The sequence below is a fragment of the Corynebacterium lemuris genome (assembly GCF_024919295.1).
GTDB classification, from domain to species: Bacteria; Actinomycetota; Actinomycetes; order Mycobacteriales; family Mycobacteriaceae; genus Corynebacterium; species Corynebacterium lemuris.
Genome location: NZ_JANWTC010000024.1, coordinates 1 through 21,195, shown reverse-complemented (window position 1 = coordinate 21,195; position 21,195 = coordinate 1). Strand labels below are relative to the sequence as shown.

23 protein-coding genes are annotated in these 21,195 nt (G+C 68.1%); 16 read left to right on the top strand and 7 right to left on the bottom strand.

Translation table 11 applies throughout. The features are described from left to right. The 6 genes from NYP18_RS14915 to NYP18_RS14890 all read left to right on the top strand — a co-directional run. On the top strand, positions 1 to 852 hold an 852-nt coding region (locus NYP18_RS14915), incomplete at its 5' end, for an MnhB domain-containing protein (protein ID WP_259428992.1). After that, entirely contained in the window at positions 849 to 1,136 is a 288-nt protein-coding gene (locus NYP18_RS14910) for an NADH-quinone oxidoreductase subunit K (RefSeq protein WP_259428991.1), read from the top strand. The genes NYP18_RS14915 and NYP18_RS14910, both read left to right, overlap by 4 nt. After that, entirely contained in the window at positions 1,133 to 2,761 is a 1,629-nt protein-coding gene (locus tag NYP18_RS14905) for a complex I subunit 5 family protein (protein ID WP_259428990.1), read from the top strand. Before NYP18_RS14910 ends, NYP18_RS14905 begins: the two co-directional genes overlap by 4 nt. Next, positions 2,755 to 4,254, top strand: a complete 1,500-nt coding sequence (locus tag NYP18_RS14900) for a complex I subunit 5 family protein (RefSeq protein WP_259428989.1) — start codon at positions 2,755 to 2,757, stop codon at positions 4,252 to 4,254. Before NYP18_RS14905 ends, NYP18_RS14900 begins: the two co-directional genes overlap by 7 nt. Then, positions 4,254 to 5,954 carry a proton-conducting transporter transmembrane domain-containing protein gene (locus NYP18_RS14895; protein ID WP_259428988.1) on the top strand — a complete coding sequence of 567 codons (1,701 nt, stop codon included), beginning with the start codon at positions 4,254 to 4,256 and terminating at the stop codon, positions 5,952 to 5,954. The genes NYP18_RS14900 and NYP18_RS14895 overlap by 1 nt, the downstream gene beginning before the upstream one ends. Next, positions 5,951 to 6,433 (top strand): Na+/H+ antiporter subunit E, encoded by a 483-nt coding sequence (locus tag NYP18_RS14890; RefSeq protein WP_259428987.1) that lies wholly within the window; start codon positions 5,951 to 5,953, stop codon positions 6,431 to 6,433. Before NYP18_RS14895 ends, NYP18_RS14890 begins: the two co-directional genes overlap by 4 nt. Before the next feature lies 1 nt (position 6,434). On the opposite strand, the gene NYP18_RS14885 is transcribed toward NYP18_RS14890, so the two are convergent. Further along, positions 6,435 to 7,436, bottom strand: a complete 1,002-nt coding sequence (locus NYP18_RS14885; protein WP_259428985.1) for a pseudouridine synthase — start codon at positions 7,434 to 7,436, stop codon at positions 6,435 to 6,437. Between NYP18_RS14885 and NYP18_RS14880 the strand changes: the two genes are divergently transcribed. The 4 genes from NYP18_RS14880 (at position 7,435) to NYP18_RS14865 (ending at position 9,914) form a co-directional block, all read left to right on the top strand. Then, on the top strand, positions 7,435 to 7,581 hold the full coding sequence (locus NYP18_RS14880; RefSeq protein ID WP_164546392.1) for a hypothetical protein: 147 nt from the start codon (positions 7,435 to 7,437) through the stop codon (positions 7,579 to 7,581). The genes NYP18_RS14885 and NYP18_RS14880 overlap by 2 nt on opposite strands. A gap of 167 nt (positions 7,582 to 7,748) precedes the next feature. After that, the gene (locus NYP18_RS14875) at positions 7,749 to 8,645 is read left to right on the top strand and encodes a universal stress protein (RefSeq protein WP_126120040.1); all 897 of its coding nucleotides are present in this window, start codon (positions 7,749 to 7,751) and stop codon (positions 8,643 to 8,645) included. Positions 8,646 to 8,865: 220 nt separating this feature from the next. Beyond that, positions 8,866 to 9,132 carry a GlsB/YeaQ/YmgE family stress response membrane protein gene (locus tag NYP18_RS14870; protein ID WP_259428984.1) on the top strand — a complete coding sequence of 89 codons (267 nt, stop codon included), beginning with the start codon at positions 8,866 to 8,868 and terminating at the stop codon, positions 9,130 to 9,132. A 149-nt stretch (positions 9,133 to 9,281) separates the two neighbouring features. Then, positions 9,282 to 9,914 carry a TetR/AcrR family transcriptional regulator gene (locus NYP18_RS14865; RefSeq protein ID WP_126120038.1) on the top strand — a complete coding sequence of 211 codons (633 nt, stop codon included), beginning with the start codon at positions 9,282 to 9,284 and terminating at the stop codon, positions 9,912 to 9,914. Here the strand turns inward: NYP18_RS14865 and yidC are convergent. Next, positions 9,841 to 11,052, bottom strand: coding sequence for a membrane protein insertase YidC (yidC, locus tag NYP18_RS14860; protein ID WP_259428983.1), 1,212 nt, complete (start codon positions 11,050 to 11,052; stop codon positions 9,841 to 9,843). The genes NYP18_RS14865 and yidC overlap by 74 nt on opposite strands. 89 nt (positions 11,053 to 11,141) lie before the next feature. Here yidC and NYP18_RS14855 point away from each other — a divergent pair, with 89 nt between their 5' ends. Together NYP18_RS14855 and NYP18_RS14850 are read left to right on the top strand one after the other, a co-directional pair. Then, on the top strand, positions 11,142 to 11,951 hold the full coding sequence (locus tag NYP18_RS14855) for a class E sortase (RefSeq protein WP_259428982.1): 810 nt from the start codon (positions 11,142 to 11,144) through the stop codon (positions 11,949 to 11,951). Next, the gene (locus tag NYP18_RS14850; RefSeq protein WP_259428981.1) at positions 11,952 to 12,104 is read left to right on the top strand and encodes a hypothetical protein; all 153 of its coding nucleotides are present in this window, start codon (positions 11,952 to 11,954) and stop codon (positions 12,102 to 12,104) included. It abuts the gene before it with no gap. Between the two features lie 11 nt (positions 12,105 to 12,115). Here NYP18_RS14850 and NYP18_RS14845 read toward each other — a convergent pair whose 3' ends face one another. Continuing rightward, on the bottom strand, positions 12,116 to 12,724 hold the full coding sequence (locus NYP18_RS14845; RefSeq protein ID WP_259428980.1) for a DUF2020 domain-containing protein: 609 nt from the start codon (positions 12,722 to 12,724) through the stop codon (positions 12,116 to 12,118). Here NYP18_RS14845 and NYP18_RS14840 point away from each other — a divergent pair. Together NYP18_RS14840 and NYP18_RS14835 are read left to right on the top strand one after the other, a co-directional pair. Beyond that, positions 12,723 to 14,015 carry a sensor histidine kinase gene (locus NYP18_RS14840; RefSeq protein ID WP_259428979.1) on the top strand — a complete coding sequence of 431 codons (1,293 nt, stop codon included), beginning with the start codon at positions 12,723 to 12,725 and terminating at the stop codon, positions 14,013 to 14,015. The genes NYP18_RS14845 and NYP18_RS14840 overlap by 2 nt on opposite strands. A 6-nt stretch (positions 14,016 to 14,021) precedes the next feature. Continuing rightward, complete coding sequence (locus NYP18_RS14835; protein WP_126120033.1) at positions 14,022 to 14,660, top strand: response regulator; 639 nt, start codon at positions 14,022 to 14,024, stop codon at positions 14,658 to 14,660. A 17-nt stretch (positions 14,661 to 14,677) separates the two neighbouring features. Here NYP18_RS14835 and NYP18_RS14830 read toward each other — a convergent pair whose 3' ends face one another. From NYP18_RS14830 to NYP18_RS14820, 3 genes are all read right to left on the bottom strand, one after another. Beyond that, a complete protein-coding gene (locus NYP18_RS14830) occupies positions 14,678 to 15,988 on the bottom strand; it encodes a benzoate/H(+) symporter BenE family transporter (protein WP_259428978.1) in 1,311 nt (436 codons plus the stop codon). Positions 15,989 to 16,215: 227 nt separating this feature from the next. Continuing rightward, complete coding sequence (locus NYP18_RS14825; protein ID WP_259428977.1) at positions 16,216 to 16,566, bottom strand: histone-like nucleoid-structuring protein Lsr2; 351 nt, start codon at positions 16,564 to 16,566, stop codon at positions 16,216 to 16,218. 202 nt (positions 16,567 to 16,768) lie between these two features. Next, positions 16,769 to 17,404: a DUF6474 family protein gene (locus tag NYP18_RS14820; protein ID WP_259428976.1), complete on the bottom strand. Its 636-nt coding sequence runs from the start codon at positions 17,402 to 17,404 to the stop codon at positions 16,769 to 16,771. Between the two features lie 78 nt (positions 17,405 to 17,482). Between NYP18_RS14820 and NYP18_RS14815 the strand changes: the two genes are divergently transcribed. Continuing rightward, entirely contained in the window at positions 17,483 to 19,009 is a 1,527-nt protein-coding gene (locus NYP18_RS14815) for a TM0106 family RecB-like putative nuclease (RefSeq protein WP_259428975.1), read from the top strand. A 3-nt stretch (positions 19,010 to 19,012) separates the two neighbouring features. On the opposite strand, the gene NYP18_RS14810 is transcribed toward NYP18_RS14815, so the two are convergent. Then, positions 19,013 to 20,200: an MFS transporter gene (locus tag NYP18_RS14810; RefSeq protein ID WP_259428974.1), complete on the bottom strand. Its 1,188-nt coding sequence runs from the start codon at positions 20,198 to 20,200 to the stop codon at positions 19,013 to 19,015. Between the two features lie 71 nt (positions 20,201 to 20,271). Between NYP18_RS14810 and NYP18_RS14805 the strand changes: the two genes are divergently transcribed. Continuing rightward, complete coding sequence (locus NYP18_RS14805; protein ID WP_259428973.1) at positions 20,272 to 21,156, top strand: LysR family transcriptional regulator; 885 nt, start codon at positions 20,272 to 20,274, stop codon at positions 21,154 to 21,156. The last annotated feature ends 39 nt before the right edge of the window (positions 21,157 to 21,195 follow it).

Here is a 21,195-nt window from a genome sequence, read left to right as displayed (position 1 = left end):
CTACCGGATAGACCCAACCCCGCTACCAAAAACAGCGTCATAACAGACGTGGCGCTGGCGGAGGCGGCGCTGGGCGGCGGGGTGCTCTCCGGTGTCCTGGTGTGGCTGGCGGTGGCTCGGCCCGGGGCAGCCGCGCAACCGGTGGACGAGCCGCCCCCGGCGGTGCCCCGCCGGATCCGGATACTCACGGGACTGGTGGCCGGGACGGTGCTGGTGGTGGTCCTCGGCTCGGTGATCCTGCGCACGCGGCAGGTCACCCCGGCCTGGACCGGGAGCCTCACCGCGGGTATGCCGGCCACCGGTGTGGAACATGAGATCACCGCCGTGCTGCTGAGTTTCCGCGCCTACGACACCCTCCTGGAATCCGCCGTGCTGCTGTTCGCAGGCGTGGTCGTCCTGGCGGTGGGCACGGACCGGCCGCGGGAAGGGCCGCAGCCGGCGCCGCTGCCCTCGATCGCCCTCTGGTTCCTCCGGATCGTCGCCCCGGTGTTCCTGATGCTCGGGCTGTGGCTGCTCTTCGCCGGCAGCTCCGGACCCGGCGGGGCCTTCCAGTCCGGTTCGGTTCTGGCGGGTCTGCTCATCCTGCTGCGGCTGGCCGGGGTGGATCTCCGGATGCTCCACCGTCTGCTGGTCCCCCTGATGATCATCGGGGTGGTGGTCTTCCTGGGCGTGGGACTGTTCGGCCCGGTGGCCGGTGACCCCTGGCTGACCTGGCCGGAGGGGCGGCAGTTCGTGGTCATCTTCATCATCGAGGTCTTCCTCACCGGCGGCATCACCGTGGCCCTCTACGCGCTCTATCTCGCGCTGGAGAATCCTGGCCACCGCATCAGCAGCAGGGAGGGACAGGGATGAACATCACCCAGTGGTACCTGATGGTCGCGGTGGGACTCATCGCCGTCGGTCTGACCCGTTTCCTCCTCGTCCGGGACCGGGTGGCCCGGCTCGTGGCGATGAACGTCCTGGGTTCGGGTGCACTGCTCCTCCTCATCGCCCTGGCGGCCCGGCAGGAGCCGGCGGACCCGGTGCTCACCGCCCTGGTGATCACGGGTCTGGTGATCACGGTGGCCTTCACCGGGGTGGGCGCGGTACTGATCCGCCGCATCGAGGGCGTCCATGAGGAGGATGACCACCCGTGAGCCCCGCCCAGATCAGTCTCGGTGCCCTTGTGCTGGTGCCCCTGTCCGCGGCGGTGCTCACCGCAGCGCTACCACCCGCCGTCCGTCATTGGCCTGGTCTGCTGGCTGCCCTGTCCAGTGCCGTTCTCACACTGCCGGTTCTGTGGGTCGTGCAGGGCGGGCAGGTGGTGGAGCTGAGCCTCGGCGGCCACTCCGCCCCGCTGGGCATCCACCTGCGGGCCGACGGCTTCTCGGTCCTGCTGTTCCTCCTGACGGCGGTGGTCGGTGGGCTGGTCACCGTTTTCGCGGCCGCCTTCCCGGCCTCGACTGGGCGCCGCATGGTCGCCGGCGCACAGCCGGGGACCCTCCGTTGGCAGCCCGCCCACCCGGCCTTCTGGCCGCTGTGGCTGGGTTGCTGGTCGGGCCTCAACGCCGTCTTCGTGGCCGGGGATCTCTTCAACACCTACGTCGGTCTGGAGATGGTCGGACTCACGGCGGTCGGACTGGTCGCCCTGGGCCGGACCAGGGCCTGGGAGGCCGCCCTGCGCTACCTCTTCATCGCGGTGCTGGGCTCCCTCCTCTTCCTCATCGCGGTGGGGCTGGTTGTTTCTGTGACGGGCACTCTGGACATCAACCAGGCCGCCGGGGTCATCGCCGCCACCCCGGACAATCATGCCGTGGTGGTCACCGCCCTGATCCTGCTGACCGTGGGGCTCTCGCTCAAGGTGGCGCTGGTCCCGCTGCACGGCTGGCTCATCCCGGCGCACGCCGGTTCCCCCACGGCGGTGTCCCCGTTGTTGTCGGCCCTGGTGATCAAGGCCTCCCTGTTCGTGCTGCTGCGTTGCTGGCTGTGGCTCGTCGCCCCCGGCATGAGCACGAACGTCGGTGCACCCGAGGCGGTCGCCGCCCCGGCCATTGCCACCACCCTGGCCTGGCTGTCCTGGACGCTGGCCGGGTTGGGCACGCTCGCCATCGTCTTCGGTGCGGTGATGGCCCTGCGCCAGTCGCGGCTCAAGCCGCTGGTGGCCTATTCCACGGTGGCGCAGGTCGGCTACTGGTTCCTCTTCTTCCCTGTCCTGCTCAACCCGGAATCCGGCCGCCTCGAGGAACTGCCGGTGACCACCCTCGGCGAGGATGTCGTCATCGCCGGGGCCTTCGGTGGCACGCTCTGCCTGGTCCTCGGCCACGGGGTGGCCAAGGCCACGCTCTTCCTCGCGGCGGGCTACCTCAAGGAGATCTACGGCACCGACGAACTGGATCAGCTCCGCGGCGTGGGACGCAACCACGCCGGCCTGGTCCTGGCGATGGGTATGTCCGCCATCGGGCTGGCCGGCCTGCCCATCTCCCTGTCCTTCTCGGGGAAGTGGTTGCTGTCCACCTCGGCGATCGCATCGGGGCAGTACTGGATCGTGGGTGTGATTGTCCTGGCCACGCTGCTGTCCGCCGCCTACCTGCTGCGCATGATGGCACCCCTGCTCATCGAGGCGGAGGACGACGGGCACCTGCTCAACCCGCCGGAACGCCGCCAGTCCAGCCTGCCGGCCGTGGTCCTCCTCCCGCCGCTGGTGCTCGGCCTGCTCACGCTGGTGACGGGTTTCAGCGGGGCCTGGGTCGTCGACCTGCTGGAGGTGGGTGCCCCATGGTGAATCTGCTTCCCGGGGACGTGGTGTCCTGGATCCCGGTCGTGATGCTGCTGCTCTCGTTGCTGGCGGCGGTGCTGATCTTCCCCATGGCCGAGGATCGGATCCGGCTGCGTTCGACGGTCAACCTCGGGGCGGCGGTGCTCAAGGTCGCACTCGTCATCCTGCTCATCCCCGCGGTGGTGGATGCGGACCTGCGGCCGGAGTTCTCCCTGCCCTTCCTGCCCGGCAGTGACCTGGTCCTGCGGGTGGACCAGCTCTCGGTCTTCTTCGCCGCACTCTCGTCCATCCTGTGGCTGCTCACCACGGTCTACGCCATCGGTTATCTCCGCGGGACGAGGCACCGGAGCCGCTTCTTCGGTTTCTTCAGCCTCTGCGTCACTGCCACGGTGGGCATCTCCTTCGCCGGTAACCTGCTCACCTTCCTGGTCTTCTACGAGATGCTCACCGTGGTGACCTACCCGCTGCTGGCGCACTGGGGGAACCCGGAGTCCCTGCGCGCCGCGCGCCTGTATCTGCGCTATACCCTGGCGGGCGGTCTGGCCCTGCTCACCGGCGTGGTCTGGCTGACCATCTACGCCGGGCCCGTCGACTTCGCCGCCGGTGGCGCCGCCGGTGTGGCTGAACTGGCGGCCCATTCACCGGGGATCGCCGCGGTGATCTTCGCGGTGCTCATCGGTGGGCTCGGCGTGAAGGCGGCGCTCTTCCCCCTCCACGGCTGGCTGCCCACCGCGATGGTGGCCCCCGCCCCGGTCTCGGCGCTGCTGCATGCGGTGGCCGTGGTCAAGGCGGGTGTCTTCGGCATCGTCCGCGTCATCGACGACGTCTACGGTGTCCAGGTGACCGTGGAGCTCGGGGTGCTCACCCCACTGCTGCTGCTGGCCGGTTTCACCATCCTCTACGGCTCCTGGCAGGCCCTGCGCCAGCAGGACCTCAAGCGGCGCCTGGCCTACTCCACCGTCTCCCAGGTCAGTTACGTCACCCTGGGCATCACCCTGGCCACGCTGGGTGGTGCCACGGGCGGGATCGTCCACCTGGTGCACCAGGGCATCATGAAGATCACCCTGTTCTTCTGCGCCGGGCTGTTCGCGGAGAGCCTGGGGGCCAAACGCATCGACCAGCTCGAGGGTCTAGGGCGGCGGATGCCGGGGACCTCGGTGGCCTTCACCGTCGCCGCCCTCGGCATGATCGGCCTGCCGCCCACGGCGGGTTTCATCTCCAAGTGGCAGCTGGGTCTCGGTGCCCTGGATTCGGCCCATCCCTGGGTGGTGGGGGTGCTGCTGGCCTCCTCGCTGTTCAACGCGCTGTACTTCCTGCCGGTGATCTACCGCCTGTGGTTCCGCGAGCCCGAGGTCGATGAACGTGCCGCGGAACCGGCCGCCCTGCTCGTGCCCACCCTGAGCACCACCGCCATGGTGGTCATATTCGGTGTCGCCGCCTCGGTCTCTTTCCTCCCGCTGGACATCGCCGGGCAGATCGCGGTGGGGGTGTTCGAGTGATGCTCTCCCTCAGTCTGCTGGCACCCCTGCTGCTCATCGCGGCGGCCGCGGTGCCGCGGGCGTCGTCAAGAAGGTCAGCGGCGGTCCTGTCCCCTGCGGCAGTGCTGCCCGCCGCTGTGCTGGCGCTGACCACCCCGACCGCGCAGCTGGAGGTGCCGTGGCTGCTGTTCGGAACGGTCTTCCGGATGGATGCGGTGGCGCGGCCCCTGCTGCTGATCGCCGCCGTGCTCTACGGTGCGGCCCTGGTCGCCGTGACCTGGCGCCGGGGGCCGGATCCGACGCTGGCGGCATTCCTGCTGGCCACCTACCTGGGCACCGTCGGCGCCTACCTCGCGGCCGACACTGTCGCCTTCTACCTCTCCTTCGCGGTGCTGAGTTTCTCCGCTGCCGGCCTGGTCATCCACCACCGCACGCCGCAGGCGCACCGGGCGACGGTGATCTATCTGGTCATGACGGTGCTCAGCGAGACCGCTCTGCTCGGCGGACTCCTGCTCACCGTGGACGCCGGCGGCGCCCTGCTTATCGACGCCCCCTCCGCCATCGCCGCCTCCGACCGCTCCACCCTCATCAGTGCGCTGCTGCTCGTCGGCTTCGGCGTCAAGGCCGGCCTGGCACCGCTGCACCTGTGGCTCCCGCTGGCACATCCGGCCGCCCCGCCCGCGGCCTCGGCGGTGCTCTCCGGCGTGATGGTCAAGGTCGGCATCGTCGGCTGGCTGCGCTTCCTGCCCGCCGGCGACAGCGCGGACATCGCCCGGTTGCTGCTGCTCCTGGCGCTTGCCGGGGCCTTCCTCGCCGTCGGGGTGGGGCTGGTGCAGGACGACCCCAAGGTCATCCTCGCCTACTCCACGATCTCGCAGCTCGGCTTGATCAGTGCAGTGCTCGCGGCGGGTCTGCTGGTGCCCGGCAGCAGCGGCGCGAGCACTGCTGCCGTTGTCCTCTACGCCGTGCACCACGGCCTGGCCAAGGGGGCACTCTTCCTCGGGGTGCCGGTGGTGCGCCGCCACGGCCGGGGTACCACCGGGATACCTGTGCTGCTGGGCATGGCCTGGGCGGGCCTGGCACTGGCGGGCGCGCCGTGGACCTCAGGGGCCTTCGCGAAGCACGACGCGAAATATGCCGTGGCGGATCTCCCCGCCCTGGCCGGACTCCTGCCCCTGGTGGCCACCGGTTCCACGCTGCTGCTCCTGCGTCTGTCCCGGGTGATGTGGCGCGGGGAACGCTCCACGGAGAAGGTGGACGGTCTGTTCGGGGCCTGGCTGCTGCTCTGCCTGCTGGGGATGGGGCTGCCCTGGTGGATCGGCACGGCCTGGCTGGAGTTGCAGCCACCGACCTGGGATGCCGCCACCCTGTGGGACTCCACCTGGCCTGTCCTCCTGGCGCTGCTCCTGGCCGCACCCCTGACATGGCTGGTGGGCCGGGTCCCGGCAGTTCCACCCGGGGATATCGTGGTGCCCCTGGAGACGGCATCCGGTCGCCTGCGCAGCTCCGGCGGCGTGGCCCTGGCCCGGGTGTACACGGGGACGGCACAGGTGGCCCGGGTCTGGGGCAGGGGCTGGTCCCGGAGCGTCGGCCTGGTCCGGGACGGTGTCGCGTTCCTGGAGACCCGGTCCCGGTTGTGGACGCCGACGGGGATGGCGGTCCTGGTGCTGCTTGCAGTGCTGCTGCTGGTCCTGCTGTTCGCCGGGGGCTGGTCGACATGAAGTGGGTGGTCGCTGTGGTCCTGCGGGTGTTCGCCCTCGTGGTGGTCTGGGAGGCGGTGTCCTCCTGGGAACCCGCCTACGCCCTCTACGGGCTGGTCAGCGTGGGGGCCGCCACCGCCCTGAGCCTCCGTCTCGTCCCTCCGGGCAGGATGCTCCGCCTCCGGGGGGCGGTGGTGCTGCTCAGCTGGTTCCTGTACAAGGCGGTGGCGGGCGGCATTGATGTGGCGCGCCGGGCCGTGCGTCCCACCCCGGACATTGAACCGGCGGTGGTCCGGGCCCACCTGCGCCTGCCGCCCGGGCACAGCCGGGAACTGGCGATGCTGCTGATGAACCTCATGCCCGGCACGATGGTGCAGCGGGTGCGCGAGGAGGAGGTGGAACTGCACACCCTCTCCCTGGAGCTGAGGCCGGTGCAGCAGTGGGAGGACCTGCAGGACCGGGTCGCCCGGGCCTGCGGGCTGGACCCCGGGTCTGGATGAGTCAGCGGCGACCGTGGAAGAGCCGGCGGGGGACGGTGAACTCCCGGTGTTCACCGGTGAGCGGATCCTCGAAGGCCAGCCCCGTGGAGACGAGATGGAGGGGCCGACGCATGTCCTCCTCCTCCTCGGTGTGGATGCGCGGGTAGATGTTGTCACCCAGGATGGGTACGCCTGCGGCCCACATGTGCAGCCGGAGCTGGTGGGTCCGGCCGGTCTCCGGGTGCAGGATGTAGCGCGCCTGCGGCGGCAGGGGGCCGTGGACGGCCTCGAGCTCGCGCTGCCCGGCGGGGTTGAGGGGCGTGACGTCGGCAAGCAGGGTGACGGCGTTGGGTTCACCGTCGATGATGCGGCCCTGGATCTCGCCGGGGATCTTCTCCATCCGGGAGCGCCATACCGTGCCCGGGGAGAGGGAAGGATCGTGGTCGGCGATGGCCTCGTAGGTCTTCTCCACCCGGCGTTCGGCGAACAGCCGCTGGTAGGCACCGCGGATTTCCGGGCGCAGGGTGCACAGGATCACCCCGGAGGTGAACCGGTCCAGACGGTGGGCGGGCACGAGGTCAGGGAGGTCGAGGGAGCGGCGCAGCCGTACGGTGAGGGTCTCCGTGATGTGCTTGCCCCGCGGCATGGTCGCCAGGAAAGGCGGCTTGTCGGCTACCAGGAGATCATCGTCGCGGTGGAGGATGTCGATGTCGTAGGGGACGGGCTCCTCCGGCGCGGGCGTGCGGTAGAAGAAGACGTCCTCGCCGGGAGCGACAGGGGAGGAGAAGGAGAAGGGGTGGCCGCGGCGGTCGACGACCTCGCCGGCGTTGAAACGCGCCTGCAGGGCCGCGGCGTCATCAAGCGGATGCCGGCGGCGCTGGGTGGTGATGAGGTGGCCGACGAACTCACCCGCGGTCATGGCGGCTGCATCCTCGGGGAGGCGTGCCCGGGTGGCGGTCAGGCCGTCACGGACCGGCAACGGTGATCGCTGCCGGCGGGGCGGCTGTACTAATCTGTCGTTCATGGACTTTGACGCTCTCCTCAACCAGGCCACCAACTTCTCCTCCGAGGGTATCGGCTCGTTCCTGGCCGACATCGGCAGGATCCTCTACAACCTGCTGTACCCGGCGAACTCCGACCCGGCGATCCCGGTCGAGACTCCGCGCTAGATCCTTCCCGCGGCTGTCTGAAAGCGGGCGCGACCAGCCTGTCCTGTCCGCGGTCTTTCCCCCGGAACTGGTTGTAACAACTCCTTTGAACATGTCATCGAGGGGCTACAATCGAAGGTGAACGGTAAAACCAGATCCGTACACAGAAATAAGGAAAGGCTAACGAGATGCCCCAGGAAGATATCGTCGTTGTAGCAGTTGACGGCTCCCCGGCCTCCCATAATGCGGTCCGCTGGGCCGCCAACACCGCGAATAAGCGGGGGATTCCGCTGCGACTGGCCTCCTCCTACACGATGCCGCAGTTCCTCTACGCGGAAGGCATGGTCCCGCCGCAGGAGCTCTTCGATGATCTGCAGGCCGAGACCATGGAGAAGATCGACGAGGCCCGCGCCATCGCCCATGAGGTCGCCCCGGAGATCAAGATCGGCCACACCATCGCCGAGGGTTCGCCCATTGACATGCTGCTGGACATGGCCCAGGACGTCACGATGATCGTCATGGGTTCCCGCGGTCTCGGCGGACTGTCCGGCATGGTGATGGGTTCGGTCTCCGCCGCTGTCGTCTCCCACGCCACCTGCCCGGTCGTCGTGGTCCGTGAGGACAACCAGCTCGAGGAGGCCACCAAGTACGGCCCCGTCGTCATCGGTGTCGACGGTTCCGACGTCTCCGCCAAGGCCACCGAGATCGCCTTCGCCGAGGCTGATGCCCGCGGGGCCGAGCTCGTCGCCGTCCACACCTGGATGGACATGCAGGTCCAGGCCTCCCTGGCCGGCCTGTCCGCCGCGCAGCAGCAGTGGGAGATCGTCGAGCAGGAGCAGATCGACATGCTCACTGAGCGTCTCGCCCCGATGGTGGAGCGCTACCCGGACGTGGAGGTCCGCAAGGTCATCACCCGTGATCGTCCGGTCCGCGCCCTGGTGGAGAACTCCGAGGGGGCACAGCTGCTGGTCGTTGGTTCCCACGGCCGGGGCGGCTTCAAGGGCATGCTCCTGGGCTCCACCTCCCGGGCCCTCCTGCAGTCCGCTCCGTGCCCCATGATGGTGGTCCGTCCCGAGGCTGTCTAGGCCCCGGAGAAGAACGCTGCGGTCTTCCCGCCCTGCACCACCTGGTCCGGTGCAGGGCTTTTTCATCGGCTGCAACGATCCGGTCACAGTCGCCTTGCGGAAGTGCAAACCGTTGTATCCCCTGACAGACTGGGAATGTGGACGGCCGCCCGGTCCGCGCCGGGCGACGGTCCCTAATAAGAGCATCTGAAATTCACCAGCGAGATTTAAGGAGAACACAATGCTTGGACTCGGAATCCTGGGCTGGATCATCATCGGCGGTATCGCCGGCTGGATCGCCTCCAAGATCAAGGGCACGGACGCGCAGCAGGGCGTCGTCCTCAACATCGTCGTAGGTGTGGTCGGTGGCCTGCTGGGCGGTTGGCTGCTCAGCCTCTTCGGCGTTGATGTGGAGGGGGCGGGCATCATCTTCAGCTTCCTGACCTGTCTGCTCGGCGCGGTGATCCTGCTGACCATCGTCAACGCGGTCACCAGTCGCCGCAGCTGATTCCCGCCCCGCCTGAAGCCGCTTCACCCGCCCTTCCAAGGGCGGGTTTTTTCGTGGGCGTCCCCGGGGGACTGTTAAAAGACGTACCGGTTTGTCTATATTAGGTAGGAAACCAGAGCAACCACCCCCAGGAAGGATCGGGTACGTCAGTGGCCGCAGGAACCGTGAGGAAGAAGACGACGAGCACCCGCCGTCGCAACCGGCCGAGTCCGCGGCAGCGTCTGCTGGATTCGGCCACCAACCTGTTCACCACGGAGGGCATCCGGGTCATCGGCATCGACCGCATCCTGCGGGAGGCGGACGTGGCCAAGGCCTCCCTGTACTCCCTGTTCGGTTCGAAGGATGCGCTCGTCATCGCCTACCTGGAGAACCTCGACGAGGAGTACCGGGCCCGGTGGGCCGGGTACACGAAGGAGATGACTGATGCGGAGGACAAGATCCTCGCCTTCTTCGACCTCTCCATCGCCGATGAACCGGACAAGGAGTTCCGGGGCTCACACTTCCAGAACGCCTCCAACGAGTACCCGCGCCCGGAGACCGAGTCGGAGCACGGTATTGTCGCCGCCTGCCGTGAGCACCGCACCTGGATGCACCAGACGATGACGGACCTGCTCACCGCGAAGAACGGCTACCCTTCAGCCACGCAGGCCAACCAGCTGCTCATCTTCCTCGACGGCGGTCTGGCCGGCGCCCGCTTCGTGCGGGACGTCAGTCCTCTGCGGACCGCGCGGGATCTGGCGCGTCAGATGCTGTCGGCTCCGCCGGCGGATTATTCGATCTAGCCTGTTTACGGGCGGCCCGCTCCTCCCGGCGCCGGGCCAGCCGCTCCTTCTGCAGTGCGGAGGAGGCTGCCCGCTTCGCTTTTCTGAGGGCCTTCTGCTCCGCCTTCTCGGCGGCGGCGGCCTCCTTGCGGGCGGTCTTCTCCGCGACCAGTTCCCGCCGGATCCCGGGGATCTTCCAGGGCTGCAGGGCGCCGCGTGCTTTCCGACGCCGCACGTCCCACCTGATCCGCCGCTTCTCCCGGTCCTCCGCCCGGGCGGCTTCACGACGCTCGCGGGAGAACTCCTCGAAAGACTCGTGCAGCGGGATCTTCCGGTGCACCAGCGGATAGAGGATGAGCGACTGGACCAGGGTCCACAGGTTGTTGGCGAACCAGTAGAGGACGATGGCCACCGGCAGGGGCCCGTTGAGCACCAGCGTGATCAACAGCACCGGGATGAACACGGTCATGCCCATGAGGAATCTGTTCAGTCCCCGGGCTGCCTTTGAGTCCCAGTCCAGGGTCTTCGCGTTGCGCATCAGCGAGGCGATCATGTTGCCGGTGGTGAAGACCACGGCGGCCAGGAGGATCGGCAGGATGAAGCCACGGACCTCCCCAGTGGTGGTGCCCAGGCGGGAGAGGCTCTCCGCGGGCATGGAGATGTACGCCGGCAGGGGGATGCCGTTGATGGAGGCGCCCAGGAAGGCGCGGATCTCCTCGGAGTTGAGGAAACCGATCCGGGCATCCGGAGCAATGTCGGTGCTCCCCGAGGATGGCCGGGCCATGCGCAGCAGCACCTGGTAGAGCCCCAGAAAGACCGGGATCTGGATGAGCGTGGGGATGCAGCCCGCCGCAACGCTGTAGTTGTAGCGCTCCCGCAGCTCCTTCGATTTCCGCTCGAATTCGGCGACGGACTCCCGGTCAGTCCGGGTGGCGTATTCCGCGGCGAGGGCCGCCTGCTCCGGACGCATCGCCACCCCGGTGCGCCCGGACTTCGCCTGCGCCCAGAAAGCGGGGATGAGCAGGAGCCGGACTGTGAGGACCAGGCCGAAGATGGAGACCACCCACGCCGTCGAATCATCCATCCCGAACACCGAGTGCATCAGGATGTGCCACAGTTTCAGGACACCGGAGACCGGGTAGATGAACGGGTCAAGCACGGTGGGAACCACCAACCTTCGGAAGACGTGCGATCAAGCTAGACTGATTCAGCCCAGTCGATCGTAGCGTTTCCAGGAGTTTTTCCCGCATGGCCAACCGCAGACGCCCTACTCGACGTCGTTTCAGCGTCACCCAGATCCTCGGCGAACTCCTGCTCACGATGGGTGTGGTCATCCTGCTCTTCGCCTTCTACGAATCCTACTGGACCAATATCGCCGCCGGCCGTCTCCAGGATGAGAAGGCCAGCGCACTGGAGGATGCCTGGGGGGAGACGGACGACTCCGAGCGGGTCAACCCGCGTCAGCGTCTGACCCCGGAACTCGGTGAGGCCTTCGCCCGCATGTACATCCCCGCCTTCGGGTCGGATTTCCAGTTCGCCATCGTCGAGGGCACCGATGACGCTGACCTGCTGGCCGGTCCGGGCCGTTATGTCGATTCCCAGATGCCCGGCCAGGCCGGCAACTTCGCCGTCGCGGGCCACCGCGTGGGTAAGGGTGCCCCTTTCAATGACCTGGGCAACCTCAGGGTCTGCGACGCGATCGTCGTCGAGACGCAGTCCGCGTGGGTCACCTACCGGGTGCTGCCCATTGACGCCCAGGGGGAGGTGCGCCGGGCCGAGGCCGAGGGTTGCCTGAGCCCGGAGCAGGTCGAGCGGGTCACCACCGGTGAATACGCCGCAGTCCAGGGCCGGCACATCACGCTGCCGGGTGCCATCGAGGTGATCAACCCGGTGCCGGGCCAGTGGGCGGAGGTCACCCCGGAGATGGAGGGCATGATCACCCTGACCACCTGCCATCCGCAGTTCTCGAATGCGGAGCGCATGATCATCCACGCCATGGAGGTCGAGTCGACCCCGAAGATCGCCGGCGAACGCCCGGCAGAACTGGAGGAGATCTAGATGTACGGACCGTTGTGGCGCGCCCTGCCGGGCCCGTGGCCGGTGAAGCTGCTCCTGCTGCTGGTCCTCCTGAGCGCGGTGTTCCTGCTGCTCATGGAGGTCATCTTCCCCTGGGTGTCCACGTTGATGCCCTACAACGACGTGGCGGTCTGATCAGCGGATGATCACAGGCCCAACCGGTCAATGACCTCGTGGGCCACCAGCTCCGCCTTGAGCGACTGGTCCTGGTTGCTGAACACGACGACCGCCCGGTCCTGCTTCTGCACCGCGTAGAGGGAGCCGTTGTGCTCGGGCACCATGCCCGCACCGGCCCGCCCACCGGACCAGCCCTCCGGTTCCTCCGCCGGCTCGGTGGTGTCGATGGGGGCGGCCCAGTCGACGACAGCGATCGCGGAATCCACGTCCGGCATGTCCCGGACGATGACTGTCAGGTGCGGCTCCTCCGGGTAGGACCAGAAGACACAGGCCGGGGTGTCGAAGCGCGGGTCCACCCCGACGCCCAGGGTGCGCTGGCCGTTGGTGTCGGAGACCCAGGTGGTGTCCAGGTACGGACATTCGTCCTGGCTCTCCCGTCCGCCGGGGATCTCCGGCGTCGCGTCATGGGGCAGGACCGAATCAGTGACGGTGTCGGCGGCCGCCACCTCCACCGCGGTCTCCGGTGTGGCCGGCGGTGCCCCGGCGGTGGGCGAGCAGCCGGTGAGCAGCGCGGCAGCGAGGGCAGCGACGGCAGCGACGGCGGGGACAACGGAAACGCTCGGTAGGCTCAGACGCATGGAGACCAGCTTAGATCCCCAGGAAGGCGTGGATAAGCTCCGGCGCACCCGGGCACCGGATGAGGACGCCCTGACTGACGGTGTCCACATCCTCACCACCGTCCTGCTCATCGCTGCCCTGGCAGGTTCGGTGAACCTGCCCTTCGGTGAGGCGGCGCTCAACCTGCTGCTCTGCTCCGGTTTCGCGGTCCTCTACTTCTACGGCTCCGCGATGCAGCCGGAGTGGCGGGAGGGCACCGGTCTGGCGTGGCTGGCCAGCCTGACGCTGCTGTGGGTACTGGCCATGGCGATCTCCCCGGTGAGCATCTACCTGCTGTTCCCCCTGCTCTTCCTGTATCTGCGGGTCATGGATGATGTCCGTGGTGTGGTGGCGGTGCTGGCGGCGACCACCTCCTCCGTGCTCATCCAGTTCCCCACGGGGCTCACCGTCGGTGGTGTCATGGGGCCGGCGGTCTCGGCGGCCGTCGTCCTGGCCATCCACTACGCCTTCCGCACCCTGGTGCGCATCAGCCGGGAACGGGAGGAGCTCATCGACCAGCTCATCGCCACCCGCACCCAGCTCGCGGAGACGGAACGCGCCGCCGGTGTCGCAGAGGAACGCCAGCGGCTGGCCCACGAGATCCACGACACCGTCGCACAGGGGCTGTCCAGCATCCAGATGCTGCTGCACTCCGCGGAACGGGATCTGCTCAATCTCGGGCTGGATGAGCAGCAGCTGGCGGGCCCCACCCGGTTCATCGAGCTTGCCCGCACCACCGCGAAGGACAACCTCGGCGAGGCCCGGGCGATGATCGCCGCCCTCCAGCCGGCCTCGCTCTCCGAGACCTCACTGGAGAATGCCCTGGGCCGGATCGCCGCCGGCTTCGCCGCCGCAGGGGAGCTCAACATCGAGGTCAGCGTGGAGGGTAATGGCCGGCAGCTGCCCATGCGCACTGAGGCCGCTCTGCTGCGGATCGCGCAGGGGGCGGTCGGGAACGTGGCCAAGCATGCGGGTGCGGGCCGCTGCCGCGTGACGGTGACCTATGAGCCGGACGAGGTGCGTCTCGACGTCGTGGACAACGGCCATGGCTTCGATCCCTCCGAGGTCGCCGGACGGCCCTCCGGCCTCGGCCACATCGGGCTTGACGCGATGCGCCGCAGGGCCGCGGAACAGGGCGGGAGCCTGGAGGTGGAATCCACCCCCGGTTACGGCACGGCGGTTTCCGTGGCAATCCCCCTACCGGCGGAAACTGAGGGTGGGGTTAAACTCGAGGAAACCCAGTGTGAAGAATCTGATCGGGAAGGGATCTGAATCGCCATGATCCGAGTGCTGTTGGCGGATGATCACCAGATCGTCCGTATGGGGCTGCGTGCCGTCCTGGAGGAGGCCGAGGACATCGAGGTCGTCGGTGAGGTGGCCACCGCCGATGCAGCCATCGCTGCAGCCCAGGCCGGCGGCATCGACGTCATCCTCATGGACCTGCGTTTCGGCCCCGGTGTCGAGGGCACGCGGGTGACCACCGGTGCGGAGGCCACCGCCCGGATCAAGGAGTCCATGAGCACTCCACCGAAGGTGTTGGTGGTGACCAACTACGACACCGATGCCGACATCCTCGGGGCGATCGAGGCCGGGGCCGTGGGCTACATGCTCAAGGACGCCCCACCAGCCGAACTGCTCGCCGCCGTGCGTTCCGCCGCAGAGGGTGACTCCGCCCTGTCCCCGGTGGTCGCCGACCGGCTGATGACCCGGGTGCGCACCCCGCGCACCTCCCTGACCCCCCGGGAGCTGGAGGTGCTCACCCTGGTGGCCGCCGGTTCCTCGAACCGGGAGATCGGGCACGAACTCATGCTCTCCGAGGCGACGGTGAAATCCCACCTCGTGCACATCTACGACAAGCTCGGTGTCCGTTCCCGGACCTCGGCGGTGGCGGCCGCCCGGGAACAGGGCGTGCTCTAGCAGTCCGCGCCGGGCTTTCAGGACCGCACGGGGGCGTGGGCCTGTTCAGTCTCCGTTGAGCTGCGCTCCGTGTCCTCGGCGGTGGTCTCTGACTTCTTCTCCCGTGTCGGCCGCGGGTCCAGCAGCCAGGCCACGAGGCAGCCGAAGACGATGCCCCAGAACGGGGCGGTGATGCCGAGCAGGGTGATCTCGGAGACCGTCACCAGGAAGCACACCAGTGCACCGGTGGAGAATGCCCCGGAGAAACCGGCGACGAAGGCGTTCTTCAGCGGCGTGAGCATGGCGATGCCGGCCAGTGCGGCGATGAAGGACACCGGCATGGCGAGCATGAAACCCACGAAGGCGGGGGAGAACAGACCCACCACGATTGCGCCGACTGCGGTGACCATCGCGGCCGCATAATGGCGTTCCTTGCGCGGGCCCGCGACGACGAGCGCGTTCGTCGGCCCGGTCAGGCAGGTGGTGATGTTGCCGATGAAGGCCATGGGGATGGACACCAGACCGCTGGCGGCTGCAGCGAGGTTCACACCCGGCCGGTGGCCGGCCGCCCGCAGCACCGCCACACCCTGGCCGTTCTGGACGATGACGACGGTGATGGCCAGGGGGAGGACCAGCTCAATCATGGCGGCCAGGGAGAATTCCGGGCTGGTCACCACCGGAGCGGCGATGAGACCGTCATCGAGGATGCCGGTGCCGAGTCGTCCGGCGATGATGGCGACGACCATGCCCACGACCGCGGCCACCGCCACGGGCGGAGCCACTGCGGCCACCCGGGCATTGATGCCCAGGGCGATGAAGATGATGATCATGGGCAGGGCGATGAAGGGATCATCGACGGCAGCCCCGATCAGATCCAGTCCGAAGCGCAGGAAGATACCCGCCACCATCGCCATGACGATCGTCGGTGGGAGCACCGCCATGATCCGTCCGATGAGTCCGGTCCAGCCCAGGAGGAAGACCAGGACACCGGTGGCCAGGTAAGCACCGATCACCTCCCCGAAACTGAGGTGGGTGAGGGCATCCCCGGCGAGGACGGTACCGGGGATGGTCCAGAAATAGGCCTGGGGGCTGCGGTAGAGCCAGGTCAGCAGGAGGGTGAGCAGGCCGTTGCCCAGGAAGGCGCCGAAAATCCAGGAGGAGGTCTGCCCCGGGTCCAGGTTGCCGGCGGCTGCGGCGGCCAGGATGACGGCGATGGGGCCGGAGGCGGAGAAGATCAAGGCCACCAGTCCGTTGCCGATCTCCTGCGGGCCGAGGTCGCGGGCGATCTCCCGGAGCGTGGGGCGGGGTAGATGCGGTCTCTCGATTGCGAGCAGAGGTGACAGAGCCATGGGCGACAGTGTGGCATGTGACACGTTGCCCGGCCAGGGGTCTACCCCCTCACTGCCCGGTGGAAGGGCCCGGGGGTGGGCTTTTGCGGGATCGGCCCAGCTCGGGCCACCCGCAAGTTGTTCGCATAGCGTACGTAAGTACCCCCACCGAACGCCACCAGGGCGGGGAGCAGGAAAGGCGCGTCGCCGGACTGGTGTCCGGCCACGCGCCCTGAGGGGAGGTGCAGCTACTGGGCGTGCGCTGCGTTGTAGAGGTCCGTGATGCGGGCGGGGATCTTGCCGCGGTCGGAGACGTCGTGTCCTTCCCGGCGGGCCCACTCGCGGACGGCCCGGGAGCGCTTCGCGGAGGAGGCGCTCTGGCGGCTGCTGCTGCGCTGCGTGGTGGCGGGGGCAGGGGCGGTCTGGGCAGCGGCGATCCACGGCTCCAGCGCCGCGCGGAATGCGGCGGCATTCTCCTCGGAGAGATCGATGAGGTAATGGCTTCCGTCGACGCTGAAACGGATCTCGTTCACTTCATCGTCCTCGAGGGGGGTGTTATCAAGGTCATCGTAGTACTGGGTGATGTTGCGGCGTGCCATGATGGATTTCTCCTTTATGTGGGGGATTAGTCACTTAATCGGCAATTTCTCAAGTGTCTCTCATGTTAGACCGAATATCCCCATTAGTCACTATCGGTCGGGATGATTCACAGGGAAATGAAAGGGGAAATGGAGAAACCGTCGAATTGCTCACTCCAGTAACAATTTGACGGTGTCGTGAATTACATTAGTCCGCGGTAATTCAGCCCCGGTGAAGCCGCTCCTGAATTTCCCCCGCCACCGCATCAATATCGCGGGAAATGGTGGAATGCGCCCGACGGCGCTGTTCCGGTGTCATGAATTCGGCATTATCTGCGGCGGTATCCAGTTCCGCGAGCCGCTCCCGGACATCCACCACGAAACCGGGCGGGAGCTGCTGTTGGCTGAGGTTGCCCCGCACACCGTCAATACGCGCCTTCAGGTCAGCGCCATGACCGGAGTACCGTGCGAGCTGATCGGCAGAAACACCCACCCGACGCGCCTTGGCATCGACATACTGTTCCCGCCCGGCGGTGATGGCGCGGTAGATCAATGGCAGCATCACCGGCAATGCCATCCGGGCCAGGCCCGAATAACGCTTGAAGGTATCGGCATTGAGCCGACCGGCACGCAGCTGTTTGAGAGTGTTGTCCGCCATCTTCTCCTCATGGCGACGCTTGGCCTTCAGCCCCTTCTTCTCATCCTTGAGAAGATCCTTCTCAAATTTGTGCAGCAGTCTCTCGCGCTTGAGCTGCAACTTCGCCTCTTCCTTCGCTTCATGCTTGGCGCGGACTTTCGCAGCCTGCACCTCTGCCTTCGTCCTGGCTCGGCTCTTGCGGATGGCTTCGAAAATGCCCATGTCTCTGAGGCCCTTAACTTCCGGAGTGAATGGTCTGTTTCAACATTACCTGCGGGGGTGGGTTATGCTCACGCCATTGTGATTGCCCAGCACGTTAGCGCCGCTGATCTGGTGGGTTGCCGTTACCGGCAGGTCCAGCGGCAGGTTCACCCGGAGATTCCCCGCACCCGCGCGGCCGCAATGCGCAAGGCGCGTTCCGACGCCGCCCGCGCCGCCGTCCACGCCCGGTTGCCCGTCGGCCCGGCGCTGGGGGACAGACGCCGTTTCCTCCGCACCGACATTCCCCCGCTCCAGCTCGAGGAGGACACCTTCTCCGTGGAGCTGGCCACCCTGGAGGCGCTCGCTGCCCGGGCGGACCTGATCACCGGGGCCGTGTTCACCGGCAGCTCCGACGGCATCCCGTGGCGGGTCGACGTGGACCTGCTTGTGCGACGCCCGGATGACACGTACCTGCCCGTCGTCATCAGCAACCACCGTGTCGCCCGGGCGGACGAGCGTTCCACCGCCACGGTCATCGCCACCGCCCGACTCGGCCTGGGGGAACCTGTCGAGGCACCCTTCCGGCTCCGCCACCACGTCGCGGACGGCTACCGCCTGGCCCTCGCCGCCCGCGCACTGGCGGAGATCGACCTCGATTCCGGCACGGGGGCGGCGATCGGGCAGGACCGGTCCCGGGCCTTCCTGGCGCCCACGGCCCCCCTGCAGCCGGCGCTGGACGTTGCCCTGGCCGCAGCACTGCCGACCGGCCCCCGCCACGTCAAGGAGTGCGCCACCTGCCGCTTCTGGCCCCGGTGCGAGGCGGACCTGCGGGCCGCCGACGACATCTCCCTGTACCTGCGCGGTGACCGGGCGCGGGACTTCCGTGAACGTGGCATCAACACGGTCACCGGGCTCATCGATGCCGGGCTCGGGGAAGCCAGCGAACTGGCCGCCGCCTGGCGCGCGGGCACCGTCCTGCTGCGCCGGGTGGACACGGTGACGGCACCCGCGACGGACGTGGAGATCGACGTCGATATGGAGGCCTACCTTGACCAGGGGGCCTACCTGTGGGGTGCCTTCGACGGGGAGGACTACCACCCTTTCGCCACCTGGGTGCCCCTCGGTGGGGACGGGGAGGCGGAGAACTTCGCACGCTTCTGGCGCTGGCTCATGGACCGCCGGGCCCGCGCCCGGGCAGAGGGGCAGAGCTTCGCCGCCTACTGCTGGTCCAATAACGGGGAGAACCACTGGCTGAAGATGTCCGCGCGGCGCTTCGCCGGCCGCGTCTTCGGCGATGTCGCGGTGCCCACCGAGGCGGAGATCCAGGAGTTCATCAGCAGCGACGAATGGGTTGATGTGTTCCGGGTGGTGCGCAGCCAGCTGGCGGGCCCCTCCGGCCTGGGACTGAAGGTCGTCGCCCCGGAGGCCGGCTACACCTGGGAGGACGGGGATTTCGACGGTGAGGAGTCCATCAACGCCCGCCGCGTCTCCCGGGGTTCGGATGCGGCCGCGATGCAGGCCCGCGCCCAGCTCCTGCGCTACAACGAGGATGACTGCCGGGCCACCGCCGCCGTCCGCCACTGGCTGCGTGCCGGCGCGCCGGGTGTACCCCGGTTGGGTGCCTAGTTCTCAGGAGGTGCGGTGGCCGAGCACGGTCGCGACCGCCACCACCACGAGGAGGCCCACCGCCAGGACGAGCACGAAGCCCGCCCAGCTCAGCGTCATGAACACCAGCCCTGTGGCGCCACCGACCAACGAGGAACCCGCATAGTAGCTGAACAGGTACATGCTTGAGGCCTCTGCCCGGTGGTCGGTGGCGGCCAGGCCGATCCAGCTGGAGGCGGTGGAGTGCATGGCGAAGAAGGCCGCGGTGAACAGGAACAGGCCTGCCAGGGCCGCGGGCAGCCAGTCGGCGGCGGTGGCGAGCAGCCCGGCCAGCATGAGGACGGCACCGGCGGAGAGGACGGTGCCGCGGCCGTATCTCTCGGCCAGTGCGCCGGCCCGGGTGGAACTCCACGTGCCGGACAGGTACATGAGGAAGACCACGCCCACCAGGGCGGGGGAGAGACCGAAGTGTTCGACCATGCGGAAGCCGAAGAAGTTGTACAGCGAGACAAAGACCCCCATACCCACGAAGGCGATGATGAACAGTCCCAGTAGGCGGGGGTTGCGCAGGTGGCCGAGCATGGCGGCGAGCTCGGTGCGGGGACCGATGTGTTTCGGGGTGAAGTTCTGCTGCGCCGGCAGGAGGAACCACATGAGGAGGGCCGTCAGCAGGGCGACCGTGGAGCTGGCCAGCAGCGCCATCCGCCAGTCGGTGATCTCGAGCAGCCCCGCCGGGATGAGGCGGCCGGTCAATCCGCCGACGGTGGTGCCGGCGATGTAGATCCCCATGGCCCGGCCCAGATCGAGGGGGTGGATCTCCTCGGCCAGCCAGGTCATGGCCACGGCCGGGACGCCGGCAACGGCGATGCCCTGCAGGGCCCGCAGGGCGATGAGGGCGGCGGCGTTCGGCGCCAGGGGGAGGAGCAGGCCGACAACGGTGGCCGTGATGGCGGAGAGCACCAGGACCCGGCCGCGGCCGAAGCGTTCCGAGAGGATCGACATGGGCACCACACACACCGCCAGCAGGCCGGTGGCGGCGGAGACGGTCAGGGCCGCCTCTGTGGGGGTGATGTCCAGGTCCTCGACCAGGACGGGCAGCAGGGCCTGGGTGGCGTAGAGGGTGTTGAAGGTGGCCAGGCCGGCGGCGAGCAGGGCGAGGACGGCGCGCCTGTAGTCGCGGTCGCCGCGTCGCAGGCCGGTGGGCGTGGTCATGGTGATCATCCTCTCCTACTGGTCATCATGTGTAAAATGCTCCGCATGCAGTTTTTCGATACGATTCATGCATGACCGGCCTCTCCGCCTCTGACCTGCAGGGCTTCGTCATGGTCGCTGAATCCGGCCACCTCACTGACAGTGCCACACGGCTCGGTGTTCCCCAGCCGACCCTGAGCCGGGCCGTCCGTCGCGTCGAGCGGGGTGTCGGGGCCGAACTCTTCGAGCGGGGTGGGCGCGGTCTGGCGCTCAATGCCCGGGGACGTGCCTATCTGCCCCACGCCCGCCGGGCCCTTGCGGAACTCGCGGAGGGGGCCGGGAAGGTCTCCCGGCTGATGGACCCGGAGCGCGGCACGGTCCGGCTGGATTTCATGCACTCCCTGGGTACCTGGCTGGTGCCTGACCTGCTGCGTGACTACCGGGCACTGCATCCTGGGGTCGACTTCCAGCTCCACCAGGGCGACGCCCGCTCGCTCGTCGACCGGGTGCTTGCCGACGCCGCCGACATCGCCCTGGTCGGCCCCCGCCCGGCGGAGGCCGGCACGGACCTCAACTGGCACCAGCTCAGTGCCCAACGCCTCGCGCTTGCCGTTCCTGAGGGGCACCACCTGGCTGCTGTTGCCGGCCCTGTTGATCTGCGGGAGGCGGCCGAGGAGCCTTTCGTCGGCATGCTCCCCGGCTACGGGACCCGCATGCTCCTGGACACCATTGCCGCTGAGCTCGGTTTCAGTCCGCACCTCGTGTTTGAGTCCATGGAGTTGAGCACCGTCGCCGGCCTGGTCTCTGCAGGCCTGGGCGTGGCGCTGCTGCCCCTGGATGACCCTTATCTGGCGCCGGTGGGGGTCGTCCTGCGCCCGGTCGATCCGCCGCAGTACCGCGAGCTGGGGCTGGTATGGCGGGCCGGGGCACCCGCCGCCCCGCCTGTGGATCAGTTCCGGGCGTTCATCCTCCCTTGAGTCCTAAGGGTCGTTGCAACACTTTCCGATGAGAAAGGA